This window comes from Methylobacterium sp. 13MFTsu3.1M2, from assembly GCF_900112625.1.
Classification (GTDB): Bacteria; Pseudomonadota; Alphaproteobacteria; order Rhizobiales; family Beijerinckiaceae; genus Methylobacterium.
This window is the reverse complement of sequence record NZ_FOMM01000022.1, coordinates 22,560-39,406: the sequence shown is the minus strand read 5'-3', so window position 1 is coordinate 39,406 and position 16,847 is coordinate 22,560. Positions and strand designations below refer to the sequence as shown.

16 protein-coding genes are annotated in these 16,847 nt (G+C 71.8%); 10 read left to right on the top strand and 6 right to left on the bottom strand.

Annotated features, from left to right (window positions below):
• The first annotated feature begins 108 nt into the window (after positions 1 to 108).
• Positions 109 to 810, top strand: coding sequence for a response regulator transcription factor CtrA (locus tag BM314_RS21490; protein WP_010683835.1), 702 nt, complete (start codon positions 109 to 111; stop codon positions 808 to 810).
• A gap of 82 nt (positions 811 to 892) precedes the next feature.
• On the opposite strand, the gene BM314_RS21485 is transcribed toward BM314_RS21490, so the two are convergent.
• Together BM314_RS21485 and cysS are read right to left on the bottom strand one after the other, a co-directional pair.
• Entirely contained in the window at positions 893 to 1,684 is a 792-nt protein-coding gene (locus BM314_RS21485; RefSeq protein WP_244539996.1) for a trypsin-like serine protease, read from the bottom strand.
• Positions 1,685 to 1,803: 119 nt separating this feature from the next.
• On the bottom strand, positions 1,804 to 3,201 hold the full coding sequence (cysS, locus tag BM314_RS21480; protein ID WP_091980163.1) for a cysteine--tRNA ligase: 1,398 nt from the start codon (positions 3,199 to 3,201) through the stop codon (positions 1,804 to 1,806).
• A 310-nt stretch (positions 3,202 to 3,511) separates the two neighbouring features.
• Here cysS and BM314_RS21475 point away from each other — a divergent pair, with 310 nt between their 5' ends.
• Positions 3,512 to 3,859, top strand: a complete 348-nt coding sequence (locus BM314_RS21475; RefSeq protein ID WP_042672904.1) for a hypothetical protein — start codon at positions 3,512 to 3,514, stop codon at positions 3,857 to 3,859.
• Between the two features lie 62 nt (positions 3,860 to 3,921).
• On the opposite strand, the gene BM314_RS21470 is transcribed toward BM314_RS21475, so the two are convergent.
• The gene (locus BM314_RS21470; protein ID WP_020092910.1) at positions 3,922 to 4,434 is read right to left on the bottom strand and encodes a CreA family protein; all 513 of its coding nucleotides are present in this window, start codon (positions 4,432 to 4,434) and stop codon (positions 3,922 to 3,924) included.
• A 160-nt stretch (positions 4,435 to 4,594) separates the two neighbouring features.
• Between BM314_RS21470 and BM314_RS21465 the strand changes: the two genes are divergently transcribed.
• From BM314_RS21465 to BM314_RS21450, 4 genes are all read left to right on the top strand, one after another.
• Positions 4,595 to 5,671, top strand: coding sequence for a DUF2865 domain-containing protein (locus BM314_RS21465; RefSeq protein WP_091980105.1), 1,077 nt, complete (start codon positions 4,595 to 4,597; stop codon positions 5,669 to 5,671).
• Between the two features lie 79 nt (positions 5,672 to 5,750).
• The gene (locus BM314_RS21460) at positions 5,751 to 7,898 is read left to right on the top strand and encodes an OmpA family protein (protein WP_091980103.1); all 2,148 of its coding nucleotides are present in this window, start codon (positions 5,751 to 5,753) and stop codon (positions 7,896 to 7,898) included.
• 91 nt (positions 7,899 to 7,989) lie between these two features.
• A complete protein-coding gene (locus tag BM314_RS21455; protein ID WP_091925134.1) occupies positions 7,990 to 9,198 on the top strand; it encodes an MFS transporter in 1,209 nt (402 codons plus the stop codon).
• Positions 9,199 to 9,214: 16 nt separating this feature from the next.
• Entirely contained in the window at positions 9,215 to 9,991 is a 777-nt protein-coding gene (locus tag BM314_RS21450) for a class I SAM-dependent methyltransferase (protein WP_091980101.1), read from the top strand.
• 4 nt (positions 9,992 to 9,995) lie between these two features.
• Here BM314_RS21450 and BM314_RS21445 read toward each other — a convergent pair whose 3' ends face one another.
• Positions 9,996 to 11,336 (bottom strand): glutamate--tRNA ligase, encoded by a 1,341-nt coding sequence (locus BM314_RS21445; RefSeq protein WP_091980099.1) that lies wholly within the window; start codon positions 11,334 to 11,336, stop codon positions 9,996 to 9,998.
• A gap of 147 nt (positions 11,337 to 11,483) precedes the next feature.
• On the opposite strand from BM314_RS21445, the gene BM314_RS21440 reads away from it, so the two are divergent.
• A complete protein-coding gene (locus BM314_RS21440) occupies positions 11,484 to 12,761 on the top strand; it encodes an NAD(P)/FAD-dependent oxidoreductase (protein WP_091925142.1) in 1,278 nt (425 codons plus the stop codon).
• Between the two features lie 12 nt (positions 12,762 to 12,773).
• On the opposite strand, the gene BM314_RS21435 is transcribed toward BM314_RS21440, so the two are convergent.
• Entirely contained in the window at positions 12,774 to 13,244 is a 471-nt protein-coding gene (locus BM314_RS21435) for a hypothetical protein (protein WP_091925146.1), read from the bottom strand.
• The gene (locus tag BM314_RS21430) at positions 13,241 to 13,651 is read right to left on the bottom strand and encodes a hypothetical protein (protein ID WP_020092918.1); all 411 of its coding nucleotides are present in this window, start codon (positions 13,649 to 13,651) and stop codon (positions 13,241 to 13,243) included. The genes BM314_RS21435 and BM314_RS21430 overlap by 4 nt, the downstream gene beginning before the upstream one ends.
• A gap of 237 nt (positions 13,652 to 13,888) precedes the next feature.
• Here BM314_RS21430 and BM314_RS21425 point away from each other — a divergent pair, with 237 nt between their 5' ends.
• The 3 genes from BM314_RS21425 to BM314_RS21415 are packed head-to-tail and all read left to right on the top strand — an operon-like array spanning position 13,889 to position 16,840.
• Positions 13,889 to 14,500, top strand: a complete 612-nt coding sequence (locus BM314_RS21425; RefSeq protein ID WP_244539995.1) for a TadE/TadG family type IV pilus assembly protein — start codon at positions 13,889 to 13,891, stop codon at positions 14,498 to 14,500.
• Complete coding sequence (locus BM314_RS21420; RefSeq protein WP_091980097.1) at positions 14,479 to 15,138, top strand: TadE/TadG family type IV pilus assembly protein; 660 nt, start codon at positions 14,479 to 14,481, stop codon at positions 15,136 to 15,138. The genes BM314_RS21425 and BM314_RS21420 overlap by 22 nt, the downstream gene beginning before the upstream one ends.
• Entirely contained in the window at positions 15,116 to 16,840 is a 1,725-nt protein-coding gene (locus tag BM314_RS21415) for a pilus assembly protein TadG-related protein (protein ID WP_091925159.1), read from the top strand. Before BM314_RS21420 ends, BM314_RS21415 begins: the two co-directional genes overlap by 23 nt.
• Positions 16,841 to 16,847 lie beyond the last annotated feature (7 nt).

Genomic DNA, 16,847 nt, shown 5'->3' with positions numbered 1-16,847 from the left:
ATAGCGTTCCACGTCAAGAGCGACGGAGCGCCCGTCCACAGGCCGGTGGCGGGCGAAGGCTGGGACGTGTCTGCGCGCTGATGCGGCCGGCGGGGCTGGGGACCGACGATGCGGGTACTTTTGATCGAGGACGACAGCGCGACCGCGCAGAGCATCGAGCTGATGCTCAAGTCCGAGAACTTCAACACCTACACCACCGACCTCGGGGAAGAGGGTGTCGATCTCGGTAAGCTGTACGATTACGACATCATCCTCCTCGATCTGAACCTGCCCGACATGTCGGGCTACGAGGTGCTCCGCTCGCTGCGCGTGGCGAAGGTGAAGACCCCGATCCTGATCCTCTCCGGCATGGCCGGCATCGAGGACAAGGTGAAGGGCCTCGGCTTCGGCGCCGACGACTACCTCACCAAGCCGTTCCACAAGGACGAGCTGGTGGCGCGCATCCACGCCATCGTGCGCCGCTCGAAGGGCCACGCCCAGTCGGTCATCACCACCGGCGACCTGATCGTGAACCTCGATCAGAAGACCGTCGAGGTCGGCGGCGCCCGGGTGCACCTCACCGGCAAGGAGTACCAGATGCTGGAACTCCTCTCGCTCCGGAAGGGCACGACGCTCACCAAGGAGATGTTCCTGAACCATCTCTACGGCGGCATGGACGAGCCGGAGCTGAAGATCATCGACGTCTTCATCTGCAAGCTGCGCAAGAAGCTCGCCAACGCCAGCCAGGGCAAGAACTACATCGAGACCGTCTGGGGCCGCGGCTACGTGCTGCGTGAGCCGATGGACGGCGAGGAGCGCATGGCGGTCTGATCCGCCGGTCACACCGTCTCCTGAAAAACCCCGCGCGGTCCGGCCGCGCGGGGTTTTCGCGTTCCGGCGATATCCGCAGCCCTCACCGCGTCCCGGTGGCCGAGAAGACCTGCGCGGCGGGCGCGATCACCACGTAGCCGCCGCAGGGCGCGGCCCGGCTGATCACCGCGCTGGCCACGCCCCAGATGTAGGTGCCGCGGCGATCCTGCGCGACGACCGGGCCGCCGGAATCGCCGAAGCAGACCCGGGCACCGTTGGCCCGCGCGATGGTCAGCCCGGTGCTGCTCGCCGCCACCGGCGTCAGCGTGGCCGTGCGCAGGCGCCCGACGGTCCGACCGGAGAGGCCGGCGCCGGCGATGCGCAGGCTCTTGGGGACGCGGCCGGGATCCGCCGCCAGCGGCACCGGCCGCCGGTCGCGCACCGGCTCGGTCAGGCGCAGGACCGCGAGGTCGAGGGAGAGGTCGGAGAGGCTGACGCCCGACGCCTCGTTCGGCAGCATCTCCCCCGGATCGGGACTGTAGCGGGCGGCGACACGCGCCCCGTAGACCGGCCGCGCCGGCTCGCTGCCCCGGAAGAACACGACCAGCGCGCCGAGCGGATCACCGTTCACGCAATGGGCCGCGGTGAGCACGAGATCCGGCGCGATGAGCACGCCGGTGCAGCGGGTCAGCTTCAGCGCCTCCTCGGGCTGGGTGATCGTGCCGATCGCCACGGTGGCCTGCGCCAGGGCATCCCGGCCAGCGGCCGAGCCGCCGTCGATCGCGGCGGCCGGGCCCGACAGGCCCAGACCGAGGGTGAGCGCCGTCGCGGCGGCGCCGCGTCGCGCCCCGATGGTCCGGAAGATCGTCCCGAAGCTGGTCCCGAAGCTGATCACGTGCTGCTCATCTCCGCCGCGAGCCCCCGGACCACAGATGCCGCACGCGCGGCGCCGCGCAAGCCGGCGCGAGGACGCGGCCGCCGTCACGTCCGTGTCATCGGCGGCCGGCTCGGCGATCAGCGCGCCACCGTCCAGGTCGTGGTGCCGTCCTTGTTGTCCTTCACGGCGACGCCCATCGCCGCGAGGGCGTCGCGCGCCCGGTCCGAGGCGGGCCAGTCCTTGGCGGCCCGCGCCGCCCGGCGCTCGGCGATCAGCGCCTCGACCGCCGCGACGTCGACCCCGGACGCCGCGACCTGATCCTGCTCGCGGTCGCTGCGGGTGCGCGCGAGGAAGCCCAGCAGGTTCGCGCCGGCGCGGAGCGCCCCGGGCTGCGCCTCCGCACCGCTCCCGAGCCGGTGCAGCTCGTTGATCGCGGCCGGCGTGTTGAGGTCGTCGCAGAGCGCCTCGACGACCCCGGCGGGGATGTCGGGCGCGGCGGGCGCGTCCCCGGCGGCGTTGTACCAGCGGTCGAGCACGCGGGCCGATTCCTCCAGGCCGCGCAGGGTCCAGTCGATCGGCTGCCGGTACTGGGTCTTGAGCATGGTGAGGCGCACGACCTCGCCCGGCCAGTCCTTCAGCACGTCGCGGATGGTGATGAAGTTGCCGAGCGACTTCGACATCTTCTCCCCCTCCACCTGGAGGAAGCCGTTGTGCAGCCAGACGTTGGCCATCACCGGCGTGCCGAAGCAGCAGCGGGACTGCGCCACCTCGTTCTCGTGGTGCGGGAAGATCAGGTCGATGCCGCCCGCGTGGATGTCGAAGGTCCGGCCGAGATGCTTGGCCGACATGGCCGAGCATTCGATGTGCCAGCCCGGGCGGCCGGCGGCGGCGATGCCGGCCGGCGACGGCCAGGACGGCTCGCCGGGCTTCGCCGGCTTCCACAGGACGAAGTCGAGGGGCGAGCGCTTGTAGGGGGCGACCTCGACCCGGGCCCCCGCCTCCATCTCGTCGAGGGGCCGCTTCGACAGGCCGCCGTAATCCGGCATCGAGGGGACGTCGAACAGCACGTGGCCCTCCGCCACATAGGCGTGGCCGGCCCGGACCAGCGCCTCGATCATCGTCACCATCTCGGCGATGTGGTCGGTGGCGCGGGGCTCGACGAAGCGGGCTCGCGCGCCCGGCACGTTCACGTCTTCCGGCATGAGCACGCCGAGGTCACGCACGTCGCGGTGGAACTGCGCCAGCGTCCCGTCGGTGAGTTCGCGGATGGTGATGCCGCGCTCTGCCGCCCGGGCGTTGATCTTGTCGTCCACGTCCGTGACGTTGCGCGCGTAGGTGACGTGCTCCGGCCCGTAGAGGTGGCGCAGCAGGCGGAACAGCAGGTCGAAGACGATGATCGGCCGGGCGTTGCCGATATGGGCGGCGTCGTAGACCGTCGGGCCGCAGGCGTAGACGCGGACATGCTGCGGGTCGATCGGCGCGAACGCCTCCTTGGCGCCGGTGAGCGTGTTGTAGAGCCGCAACATCGGCGCCATGAAACCCATCCCTTCTCCGGCGCCGGGGATGACGTCCGGCCCGGAGCCGTGGCCGGAAATCCGGCCCTGCCTTCAACGACCTGAAAGCCCCGCGCGGCGAAGAGCGGCCGAAACGTGGCGGATCGGCCAGCCCCGGCACGGCACCCTGTTGCATCGCGGCGACGGCGCGGCCCGCGCGATGGGGCTAACCCAAAAGCGTGAGGAATTCGAGATGGCCTGCGCGCCATGCGGGTAAGGCTTCCTTAACCGCGCCGTCGGACCGTCCGGGCCACGATCCTCACGCCACAGATCCTGTGCCCAAGGACAATCCATGCGACGCTCGGCCGTTGGTTCCCTCGCTCTCGCCACCGTTCTCGCCTGCGCGGGCCTGACCCACGCCGCGCTGGCCGGCACCGACGGCGAGACGCCCGCGAAGGCGCCGGCCCGTGTCGAGAAGACCTTCCTGATCCCGTCGAGCGACGGCTACGGCGTCGGCGAGTGCCTGACGACGCCGGGCAGCGCCTGCGGCCAGGTGGTCGCCAACGCGTGGTGCGAGGCCCAGGGCTACGCCGCGGCGAACTCCTACGGCGTCGCCGCCGCCGACGAGTATACCGGCGCGATCAGCCAGCCGGTCCCGGCGCCGTCCGAGCGCCCGATCCGGATCACCTGCCAGGACTGAGCCGACCGCGGACGGCCCGTCGCCGGGCCGCCGCGCGGATGGCTCGCGTCACCGGGTGCCGCTCACTTCATGAAGTCGGCGCATTTCTGCGCCGGTTCGGTGCCCCAGGGCGCCAGCGGCACCGCCGAGGTCGAGTTCTTCGGCGAGCCCTGAATGACCTTGTCCGAGTAGACCATATAGATCAGCGTGTTGCGCTTCGCGTCGCAGCCGCGGACGATCTGCATCGACTTGAAGATCAGCGACCGGCGCTCGCTGAACACCACCTCGCCCTGGCTGAGCTTGCCCTTGAAGGCGATCGGCCCGGTCTGCCGGCAGGCCAGCGAGATGTCCGAGACATCCTCGGCCAGGCCCAGCGTGCCCTTGATCCCGCCCTTCTCGGGCTGGGTGTACCAGCACGACACGCCCGAGACCGCCGGATCGTCGACGCCGTAGACCACGAGCTTGTCGTTGGGCGTCAGCGGGCGCCAGACCGTCGACTTGTCGAAGATCCGGTCCGGCTCCTGCGCAGCGGCCGGACCGGCCGCTGCCAGGCCCAGTGCGAGAAGCCCAACATAGGTGAGACTCCGAAACAACATCGCCGGTCAATTCCCCCTCACGCTTGCGGGCCGGATGTAGGAGGGGTGTCGCGGTCTTGCGAGGGGGCGTAGAATGGCCCCGCTTCCGTCCCGAAGCGCGGATGCGCGCGGGCTCCGGATACTCCGGATCGCCGCGCACCCGATCAACGCGATGCAGCCTATGCCTCACCGCCCGATCGTCCGTACGCTCGGCCGCCTCATCCTGAGCGCGGCCATAGCCCTCGGACTGTCCTCTCCGCTCGCGACCTCCGCCAGCGCGCAGGAGGCCGCGCCCGCCCCGGCGCCCGCCGAGGCGCGGCCGGCGCCGCAGCTGCCGTCGCCGCAGTGCCGGCGCTACCGGGCTGAGCTGGCCTCGCTCCAGAGCGGCGCCAGCACGACGCGCGCGCTCAACGACGAGATCGGTCGGCTCGAAGCCTATTTCCGCGGCCTGAACTGCGAGGGCGGCAAGTTCCTGTTCTTCGACACCCGGCCGCCCCAGTGCGGCGCGGTGGAGCAGCGCATCCGCGCGCTCAAGGCCACCTACGGCGGCGCCGTGATCGACGACAGCGGCGCCCGGAAGCGGGAGCTTCAGGGGCTGGTCGCCTCCACCTGCCCGCCGCGCGAGGCCTATGCCGGCTCCGGTGAGGCCTACGGCCGGGGCGGCCCGCAGATGGTCTGCGTGCGGACCTGCGACGGCGGCTACTTCCCGATGAAGAACCTACCAGAGGGCCGCGGTGGCGCCGACGAGATGTGTCAGGCGCTCTGCCCGGGGACCGAGGCGCAGGCCTATTCCATGCCGTACGGCGACGACGCCCTGAAGCACGCCGCCACGGTAAAGGGCAGCCGCGCCTACACGAACCTCGCCAACGCCTTCAAATTCCGCAAGGAATTCGTGCCGAACTGCTCCTGCAAGCCGGAGGGCAAGTCCTGGGCGCAGTCTCTGGTGAAGGCCGAGAGCATGCTCGTCCGGCACAAGGGCGACATCTTCGTCACGCCGATGCAGGCCGAGGCCCTGTCCCGGCCGAAGGTGCGCCTGACCCTCGTCGGCCGGGCCGACCGGACCGCGGCGGAGCTCGCCGCCGACGCCGCCGGCCGCGCGGGCGTCGACACGAAGGGTGGCGCGGGGTCCGGCCGCGACGATGCGGCGAAGGTCCAACCGGCCGACGGCACGAAGGCCGCGGAGGCCAAGCCGGATCACGTTGCCGTGCGCATCATCGCGCCCGACGTCATCGCGGTGCCCCAGCGCCTCACCCCCTGAGACCGGTTTCGCGCCGACGGGTGCGGAACCATACGCGACGTCCGGTGTTCGGCTCGGCCTGAACCGACACGAGACCGCGATGCGCCTGCTCCGCCTGATCCTCCTCACCGGCACGGTGCTGCCGGGCCTGACGCTCGTGCAGCTCGCCGACGCCGCGCCGGGCCAGATCCAGGTGGCGCAGGGCGGACCGGAGGAGCGCGGCCCCCGCGGCGGCGAGCCCCCGCACGGTGGCCCGCGCCCCGAGCGGCCGCCGCAGGAGCGTCCCGGCCCGCCGCCGGGCCCACCGGCCGCGCGCGAGCGGCCCGAACCCCGGCCGGAGCGGGCGCCGCCGCCCCCGCGCGAGCGGCCCGAACCGCCCGCCCAGCGCCAGCCGCAGGCTGAACCGCCTCCGCGGGAGCGCGCGCCCGAGCGCCGGCCGGAGCCGCCGGCGGCCCGTTCCCCGGCGCCGGACCGGCAAGACCGCCAACCGGAGCGGCAGCAGGACCGGCAGCAGGACCGGCGGGATCAGCAGCCGGACCGTCCGGATCGCGGGCCGCAGGAGCGGCCAGCCCCGGCGCGGCCCGAGCGTCAGCAGGCGCCGGATCGTGATCAGGCTCCGCCGCCCCAGGGGCGGCCCGCGCCGGAGCGTCCGCCGGCCCCGCCGCAGCAGCGCCAGGCGCCCGACCGGGATCGCCCCGGTCCCGACGACCAGCCGAACCGTCCCGCGCAGCGCGACGCGGCCCCCGACCGGTCCGCGCCGGATCGCGGACCGCCGGGTCAGCGTCCGGGCGGTCCGGGTACGCCCGGCGACCGGCGTCAGCCCCCGAACGCGCCTCCCGGCGCACCCGGTCGACCGGCCCAGCGCCCAGACGCGCAGCCCGACAATCGCCAGCCCGACAACCGCCAACCCGAGAACCGCGCCCAGCCGAATGGCGGTCCCGGCGCCGAGCCCGGCCGGCCGCAGGCGCCCAACGCCGCTCCGGGCGTTCCGGGACGGCCGTTCCAGCCGCAGGGAGCCCAGCCCGAGGGACGGGCGCCGGCCCAGCCCAACGGTGCTCCCGGCGCCGAGCCCGGACGGCCGGTGCCGCCCAACATGGCCCCCGGGATTCCGGGACGGCCGTTCGTGCCGCCGGGCCAGGCTCCCGCCCCCGGACAGGCCCCGCCGCCCGGCGGCCCGCAGCCCGGGACGGCGCCGGCACAGCCGGGACAGCCGCCCGCGGGCGGCCCGGGCCGTCCGGCCGACCCGAACGCCTTCAACCGGCCGGGACAGCCCGGCTACGTCCCCGGCGGCTTCCGCCAGAACGACGGCGTGCGCGACTTCGATCAGGTCCGCACAGACCGGCGCGAGTTCCGGGAGGATGGTCGGACCTATTACCGGGAGCCGGGCCGCATCATCGTGCAGGACCGCGACGGCTACCTGATCCGCCACGACGAGAACGAGCGCTTCCGCACCCTCGACCCGCGCGGCTACCGGTTCGAGCGGCAGGGCGCGGACTTCTACAGCTACGTCGACCGGCCCGGCGGCGAGCAGATCGTCACCGTCACGAACGACGACGGTCGGATGCTGCGCCGCTACCTCCGCTACCGCGACGGTCGCGAGCTCGTCCTGATCGACAACAGCTACGCCGGCCCGCTCCGCCCGATCTACGAGGACGTGGTGGTGCTGCCGCCGCCGGAGATCCGCATCCCGCGGGACCGCTACATCGTGGATTACGCCCAGGCCGACGAGGCGGAGGTCTACGAGGCGCTGACGGCGCCGCCCGTGGTGCAGGTCGACCGCCGGTACACGCTGGACCAGATCCGCTACAGCCCGGACCTCCGCGCCCGCCTGCGCTCGGTCGACATCAACACGATCACCTTCGACACCGGCTCGTTCACCGTTACGCCCGATCAGGCGGCCAAGCTGTCGGTGATCGCCGCCGCAATGAACCGCGCCATCCAGGCCAACCCCCGGGAGGTGTTCCTGATCGAGGGCTTCACGGACGCCGTCGGCTCCGCGCTCGACAACCTGTCGCTGTCCGACCGGCGCGCCCAGTCGGTGGCGACCGTGCTGACCGAGCAGTTCCGCGTGCCGCCGGAGAACCTGACTACCCAGGGCTACGGCGAGCAGTACCTGAAAGTGAACACGCAGGGTCCGTCGCGGGAGAACCGCCGCGTCGTCGTCCAGCGGATCACGCCGCTGCTGCAGCAGGGGCAAGGTCGGGGGCAGGGCCAGGCAGCGCCTCCGCCGCCTCCGCCGCCGCGCTAGGGCGGCTGCCGCGCGGGCCTGTCCTGCGCGGCAGTTGACCGTGCGGCCACCGCGCCTCACCACCGGTTGAGGACAGCGGCGCGGGACGGTCATGAACAGCGAGGCGGAGGACGGGCTCATCCGGTCGGGCACACCGGTCTTCCGCCGCACGGCTCTGGCCCTGGCAGCGGCCGGCTTCTCGACCTTCGCGGTGCTCTACGCGGTCCAGCCGCTCCTGCCGATCTACGCGGAGGATTTCGGCGTCTCGCCGGCCGCGAGCAGCCTCGCCCTGTCGCTGCCCTGCGGGCTGCTGGCGGTGGCACTGCTCGTCGTCAGCCCGCTCTCGGAGATCTGGGGGCGCAAGCCGGTGATGCTGGCCTCGCTGGTCGCTTCGGCGGTGCTCACGGTCGTGGCCGCCCTGGTCCCCGGCTGGTACGGCTTCCTGGCGCTGCGCGCGCTCACCGGGCTGACGGCCAGCGGACTCCCGGCCGTCGCCATGGCCTATCTCGCCGAGGAGATGGACGCCAAGGCCATCGGCCTGTCGATGGGCCTGCTCGTCGGCGGCAACGCGCTGGGCGGCATGTCGGGCCGCCTGATCAGCGGCGTGATGGCGGACTTCGTCAGCTGGCGCGCCGGGCTCGCGGTGATCGGCGGCCTCGCGCTCGCCGCCGCGCTGGCGTTCTGGCGCTGGCTGCCGCCCTCGCGCCGCTTCGTGCCGCGCCGGCTGGCCTGGGCGGAAGTCCCGGGCAGCTTCGCCCACCATTTCCGCGACGCCGGCCTGCCCTGGCTCTTCGCCGAGGCGTTCCTGCTGATGGGCGGCTTCGTCTGCATCTACAATTACATCGGCTTCCGCCTGTTGGACCCGCCCTACGCGCTGAGCCAGGCGGTAATCGGGATGATCTTCTCGGTCTACCTCGCCGGTATGGTCAGCAGCCCTGTCACCGGCGAGCTGGCGAGCCGCTTCGGCCGCCGCCGTGTCCTCTGGGTCGCCACCGCCGTCGGCCTGGCCGGCATCGTGATGACGCTCTCGGACCGCCTGCTGCTGATCCTGGCCGGCATCGTAGTGACGACGGTAGGCTTCTTCGGCGCCCACGCGGTCGCGAGCAGCTGGGTCGGGCGGCGGGCGCTGCGCGACAGGGCCCAGGCCTCGGCGATCTATCTCGGCCTCTACTATCTGGGCTCGTCGGTCCTCGGGACCGCGGGCGGCTGGTTCTTCGCCCATTCCGGGTGGAACGGCGTGGTGCTGTTCGTGGGCGGGCTGTACGGTCTGGCGCTGATGATCGCCCTGCGGCTGTCCCGCCTGAAGCCGCTCGCGACCTGATCCGGGAGATCCGCCGATGAACGCCCGCAGCCACGCCCGACACGTCGTCGACCAGTTCGGCGCGCAGGCCTCCGCCTACGTGACCAGCGCCGTGCATGCCGCCGGCGCCGATCTCGACCGGATCGGCGAGCGGGTCCGCGCGCGACCGGGCCTGCGGGTGCTCGACCTCGGCTGCGGCGGCGGCCACGTCGCCTTCGCGGCGGCCGCCGCTGGCGCCGCCGTCACGGCCTACGACCTGTCGGCAGACATGCTGGCGGCCGTATCAGCCGAGGCGGCCCGGCGGGGGCTCGACCGGATCGAGACGCGGCAGGGCGGCGCCGAGGCCCTGCCCTTCCCCGACGCGAGCTTCGACGCCGTCCTGACCCGCTACAGCGCCCACCACTGGCGCGACGTGCCGGCGGCCCTGGCGGAGGCGCGACGAGTGCTGCGGGCGGACGGGTTCCTCATCGTCAGCGACATCGTCGCGCCCGAGGATCCGCTGCTCGACACGCACCTGCAGGCGCTGGAGCTGCTGCGCGACCCCTCGCACGTGCGCGACTACCGGGTCTCGGAATGGCGGGCCCTGCTGGAGGCGGCCGGATTCGCGCCCGGCGACGCGACGCCGGGCCGGCCGCGCATGGAGTTCGCGAGCTGGATCGCCCGGATGCGGACGCCGGAGACCCACGTCGCGGCGATCCGGGCGCTGCAGGTCACCGCGCCCGCGGAGGTCGCGGCGCATTTCGCCATCGAGGCCGACGGCAGCTTCCTGCTCGACGCCGCGCTGATCGAGGCGCGCCCGAAGCCCGGCCGCTGATCGCTCAGGCGGCGGCGCCGGAGAGCCGGCGCGCCGCCCGCTCCCGCCCGATCAGCGGCAGCAGGCCGGCGAGGTCCGGCCCGTGCTCCAGACCGGTGAGGGCGAGTCGGAGCGGCATGAACAGGCCGCGGCCCTTGGCCCCGGTGCGGGTCCGGATCTCGGTCGTCCACGCCTTCCAGGTCTCCGGGTCGAACGGCTCGGGCGGCAGGGTCTCGCGGGCGGCCGCGATCACGGCGAGCTCGGTGAGCACCGGCTCGACGGGACCGGCCACGACCCGCCACCAGTCGGCCGCCTCCGCGACGCGCCCGAGATTGGCCCGCACCGCGACCCAGAACGCCTCTGCCCGGTCCTCCGGGATCCCCAGAGCCGCGAGGCGCGCGGCCGCCTCCGGGTACGGCATGGCGTGGACCAGGCGGGCGTTGAGGCCGTCGAGCTCCGCCGGGTCGAACCGGGCCGGCGCCCGCGAGATCTCGCCGAGATCGACAAGGCCCGCGAGGGTGTCGAGGTCGGGCACCGCCCGCACCGATTCGGCCGAGCCGGTGAGCACCGCCAGCGAGCGCACCGCCGCGGGCTCGTAGCCGGCCTCGCGCAGGCCGCGCAGCGACAGGTGGCCGAGGCGCTTCGACAGCCCCTCCCCGTCGGCCGTCGTCAGGAGGTTGTGGTGGCCGAAGACCGGGACGGGCGCGCCCAGGGCCTCGAAGATCTGCACCTGCACGCCGGTGTTGGTGACGTGGTCCTCGCCGCGGATGACGTGGGTGATCCCGAGATCGGCGTCGTCCACCACCGACGGCAGCGTGTAGAGGTAGCTGCCGTCGGCGCGGATCAGCACCGGGTCCGACAGGGACGCGCAGTCGACATGGGCCGGCCCGCGGACGAGGTCGTCCCAGCCGACGGTCCGCGCCTCGAGCAGGAACCGCCAGTGCGGCCGGCGGCCCTCCGCCTCCAGCGCCGCCCGCTCCTCGGCGGTCAGCCGCAGCGCCGCCCGGTCGTAGATCGGCGGCTGGCCGCGGCCGAGCTGACGCCTGCGGCGGCGCTCCAGCTCCTCCGGCGTCTCGTAGCAGGGGTAGAGCCTTCCCGCTGCGCGCAGGCGGTCGGCGGCGGCGGCGTGCTGCGCCGTGCGGTCGCTCTGCCGCGCGAACAGGTCGGGCACGACGCCGAGCCACGCGAGATCCTCGCCGATCGCCTGGGCGAAGGCCTCCGTGGAGCGCTCCGCGTCGGTATCGTCGAGGCGCAGCAGGAAGCGGCCGCCGGTCCGGCGGGCGAACAGGGCGTTGAGCAGGGCCGGCCGGGCGTTGCCGATATGGAGATACCCGGTCGGCGAGGGTGCGAAGCGGACGAGAGTCATGGCCCGCTCTCTAGCCGATCTGCGCGGGAATGTGCGCGGGACTTCGCGATCACACCGGCCGGATGCGCCGCCCCGCGGCGCCCGCTACCCAGGACGCGGGAAACCCGGCAGAAGGGCGCGCGTGGTGCGGTGCAGGATGTGAGCGGCATGGCGACGGACGAGACGGCCGACATCGTGGTGGTCGGCGGCGGGATGGTCGGCCTCGCCAGCGCCATCGCGCTGAGGGACCGCGGGCTCGACGTGGTGCTGCTGGATCCCGGCGAGGCGCGGGCCCGGACCTCCTACGGCAATGCCGGTGTGGTCAGCCGCGGCTCGATCCTGCCGATGTCGAGCCCGGCCCTGTGGGGCAAGCTCCCGGCCTACCTGCGCAACGCCGATCGCGGCCTGCGGCTGCACTACGGGCATCTCCCGCGGATCGTGCCCTACACGGCGCACTTCCTCGCCGCCGCGCGCGCCTCGCGCTGGCGCCGCGCCGCGGAGGCGCTGCTGCCCCTGACCAGCGCCGCCTATCCGGCCCACGAGCGGCTGGCGGCCCGGGCCGGGACCGGCGACCGGCTGCAGCGGACGGGTTGGATCAAGGCCTACCGCACCGAAGCGGCCTTCGCGTCCGCCGCCCTCGAGCGCGAGATCCTGGCCGGGCACGGGGTCGCCTTCGACATCCTCGACACCGCGGCGCTGCGCGTGCTCGAGCCGGCGCTGGTGCGGCCCTACGCGCGGGCCATGCTGCTCACCGAGACGGGGTCGGTCCGCGAGCCCGGCCGGCTCATCGAGGCGTGCGAGGCCCTGTTCACCGGTCTCGGCGGCCGCCGCCTGCGGGGCAGCGTCGCCCGGCTGGAGCCCCAGGCGGACGGCTGGCGCGTCGATCACGACGGCGGCGCGGTGCGGGGCCGACAGGTTGTCCTCGCGGCCGGCGCCGCGTCCGGAGCGATCGCCCGGACCCTGGGCTACCGTTTCGCCGTTGCGGCCGAACGCGGCTACCACCGCCACTACGCCCTGCATCCGGACAGCGCGCCGCTGACCCGGCCGATCCTCGACACGGGCGCGGGCTCGATCCTGTCGCCGATGGGCGAGCACCGGGTCCGGGTCCTGTCCGGTGTCGAGCTCAACGCGCGCGCCGCCGCGCCCGACCACACCCAGATCGATGCGGCGTCCCGGGAGGCGGCCTCCACCCTTCGGCTCGGCGGCCCGCTGGACAACGCGCCGTGGCTCGGCTCCCGGCCGTCGACCCCCGACGGGATGCCGGTGATCGGCCGCGCCCCCCGGCACGACGGCCTGCTCTTCGCCTTCGGCCACGGCCATATCGGCCTGTCCACCGGCCCGATCACCGGCGAGATCGTCGCCGACCTCGCCACCGGCCAGGAACCGGCCGTGCCGGTCGCGGCCTTCGCGCCGGAGCGGCTCCTGCGCTGGCCGCGGCTGCTCTGAGAGCCGCCTCCCTCAGCGCCAGTCGTAGGGGTTGTAGGGCTCGAGCGCGGCCTCGACCTTCCGCAGGACGTCCGGCTGGCGCTGGAGGTCGGCCTCCCGGGCGAGTGCCCGGAGGAAGGCCTGCGGGCCGTGCTCCAGGTCGCGCGTCAGGCCGCTGTAGCGGTCGGCCGGCTCGACATGGGCGGGATTGACCGCGACGCGGTAAGCGAGGCCGCAGGTCGGCGGGTCGATCCCCAGGCGATAGCAGATCCGCACCCGGGCGAAGGGGACGTCCGGGCGGTAATCGACCCGGTAGCCGCCGAGACGGAAGGCGCCGCCGGTCGCGCGCTCGGCATAGGCCAGCGTCCGCGCCACCGTGGTGAAGCCGGCGGTGCGCCGGTCGCGCACGAGGTCGATCGCCGCCCGTTCCGTGGGCACGAAGGATTGTGCGCAGGCCGGGCCGGACACCAGCGCGACCAGGAGAGCTGGGACGGCGAGTCTCATGGCTTCTTCATGCAGACCGCGACGGGCTGGGCATCCTTGGCGGCCTTGGCGGTCATGTCGAGGCAGCCGACCGTGGACACGCCGTCCGTGACGGTCACCGACGGCACAACCGCCATGCCTCGGCAGTAAGCGCCAATCAATTCCTCGTCACGGCGGCACGCCACGTCGAGGCGCACCTGGCTGTTCAGGGACGGTCCCGGCGGACCGGCCGGTCCGGCCGGTCCCGGGTCGCCCGCGGGGCCGCGGGCGCCGGTGGCGCCGTTCACCCCCGCCGGCCCGGCCGGCCCCGCCGGTCCCCGATCACCCTTCGCCCCTGGAGGTCCGGCCGGTCCGGGCTTCGGGGCATCGCAGGCGGCGAGCGCGAGCGCCACCGCGCCGACCACGAGCGCGATCAGGGGGGATCTCATGGGGTTCTCCGGCAGGCCTGCGCGCGGGGAACTGGCGCGCGCAGGCGTTGCGTCAACAGCGCGTCGGCGACACGCCGGCGCTATTACAACCAAAAGTAGCGGCCGTTTGATAACCCTGGTCTAGTCGATCGGATTAAGAGTTTCGCAAAAGCTTGGCGTCACATCGGATGAGATGGCTACTTCCGACTGATCTGCTCGCATATGAACAGCCGAGGACTTGTAGGAACGCAGGTCAGAGTGACGCCAGGTTGCCTCCTCGCGCGCCTCGGGCGCGACACCGGGGGCGCGGCCGCGGTGGAGTTCGCCCTGGTGGCCCTGCCCTTCCTGGCGCTGTGCGGCGCGATCATCCAGATCGTGTTCCAGATGTGGGCGACGCAGAATTTCGATCGCGCGCTCCAGAACGCGGTCCGGACGATCTTCACCGGCCAGTTCCAGCTCGACACCGCGGGCCAGACCAATCCGGCGACCGTGCTCGCGACCCTGAAGGCGCGGATGTGCGGATCGCCCGTCAGCCCCGTGCCCACCGTGTTCAACTGCCAGAACGTCAAGATCGACGTCGCGACCTCGAGCAGCTTCGCGAGCGCGACCGCGAACAAGCCGATCGACACCGCCACGGGCACGTGGAGCACGGGTTTCGGCTCCAACTACAAATGCGCTTCGCCCGGGACGATCGTGATCGTCACCGCGGCGGTGCCGTTCCCGACCTTCTTCAACCTGATGGGCCTCAACACGAAGCAGTTCACCAGCGGATCCGCGGAGGGATCGAGCCTGCTGACCTCCACGGCGGTGTTCCGCACCGAGCCCTACCAGATCGTCGGAGCGAGCCCGTGCCCGTCCTCACCGTCCTGACCCGGCGGGCGGCGCGGCTCCGGCACGACAGGCGCGGCGGCGCGGCCGTCGAGTTCGCCGTCATCCTGCCGATCCTGCTCGCGATCTGGGCGGGCATGACCGAGGTGACGCACGCCATCGACGAGTGGCGCAAGCTGACGCAGCTCGGCCGCACGGTGGCGGACCTGACGGCGCAGGGCGACACACAGAACCCGATCAGCACCACCGTGATGAACGACATCCTCGCCTCCGCCACGGCGGTGATGCGCCCGTTCGACACGTCGAAGGTCAAGATCGTGGTCAGCGCGATGGGCACCGACGCGAAGAACCCGAGCGGTCCCCCGGTGGTCTGCTCCAGCGTCGCCAACACCAACGGGACCGCGCGGAGCCCGGGCCCCGCGTCCAGCCTGACCGTGCCGGACGGCTACCGGATGCCGGGCATGCGCTACGTGCTGGCTGAGGTCAGCATCAGCTACACGCCGATGATCGGGAGCGCGCTGGTCAAGCTCGCCAAGGGCGTGAGCAACACGATCACGTTCACCAGCAGCGCGCCGTGGCCGACCCGCGGCGGCCAGGCCTACGGCACCAGCACCTACACGGAAGTCGTCCTGCCGGACGACAAACAATCGAACTGCGATGGCACGAAGATCGTCCGCTAGTCCTGACGGCAGCCCCGAGCGGCGCCGCGATGTCCTGCGCGACCGCGGCGGCAACGTCGCCCTGCTGTTCGCGTTCCTGAGCGTGCCGATGGTGATGGTCGGCGGCGCGGCGATCGATTACGGCTTCGCCACGCGGCTGGAGACGAAGCTCCAGGCCGCGGCCGACGCCACGGCGCTGCTGCTCTGCCAGACGCCGCTGACGACGTCCGAGACCGAACTCAACGCCCTGGCGCAGACGACGATGACCGGTGCCATGGGGGCCGCGAGCCTCGTGGTCGACCGGCTGGCCATCACCAGCAGCCCGCGCAAGATCACGCTGACCGCTCACAAGCAGTCGACGACCTTCTTCGGCGGGCTGACCGGCACCCAGCGCATCAACCCGGGCGCCGTCTCGCAATGCGCCACGCCGCTGCCGAAGACTTTCGAGATCGCGCTCGTGCTCGACAACACGGGCTCGATGGCCGCCTCGAGCGGGGGACAGTCGAAGCTCCAGGCCGTCCAGACGGCCGCGACCGACTTCGTCAACTACGTCTACACCAGCCCGGCCTTCTCCAGCGCGAGCAAGATCTCCATCGTGCCGTTCGCCGCGTCTGTGGCTGTCAATCCAGCCACCTATCGTTACGCGACCTGGATCGATCAAGCTGCGCAATCCAGCTATCACTGGCTCAACGTCAACGGCCTTCAGGGCACGGGCATCACCAATCGCTTCGACATCTTCTCGAAGTTGCAGGCGGCCAACTCCGGCTGGGCCTGGGCGGGATGCCTCGAAACACTGCCCTATCCCCTGAATGTTCAAGACGGCGCACCGACCGCGAGCAACAAGGATTCTTATTATCTCCCGCTCTTCGCCCCCGACGAGCCGGGTGACGGCTCGTCGGAATATAGCGAATACTCGACCAAAAACTCATCGAGTATCAGCTTTAACAGCTATATCGACGATTATACAAACAGCCCCGATTGCCCCAAGCCGACCCGGGACACGTCATTCTCGACGGCCGAGGCGCGTGCATGCAAGTATCTCAGCCCCCGCGATCCGTCGCCCACCTCGCGAAACCGCTACACGGGTATTCCCAACGGGCCGAATTTCGGCTGCACGACCCAGCCGCTTCAGCGACTGACCAGTGATACCACGACGCTCAAGAACCTGATCAACCTGATGGTAGCCTCAGGCTCGACCAATATTCATGAAGGTTTCATGTGGGGATGGCGCACGCTTTCCCCGAACAGCGTGTTCGCAGACGGCGCGCGCTACTCCTCGAACAGCGCCAATTCCGACCTCAGCACGATCAACAAGATCATGATCCTCATGACAGACGGGGAAAATACCTGGCCCGTAAATTCGAACCCGTCCTACAATAAATCCATGTACTTTCCCTTCGGCTACTTTACGAACGCCGATGGATCGAACCCGAATTCGCGGCTTCCGCCCAGCAATCAAAATATTTCGAACACCCGCACAGCGCGTGATGCGCTCGACAAACTGACAGCCCTCGCGTGCAGCAACGCGAAGACAAATAATATATCGATCTACACGATCGGCTTCAGCGTCCCGGCGGATCCGATCGACTCGGCCGGCCAGACGCTGCTGCGGAACTGCGCCTCGTCACCCGACCAGTTCTACCTCGCCAACTCGTCCGACGACCTGATCAAGGCCTTCAAGTCGATCCAGGCCAGCATCGGCGCGCTGCGGCTGACGCAGTAGGCGCCGC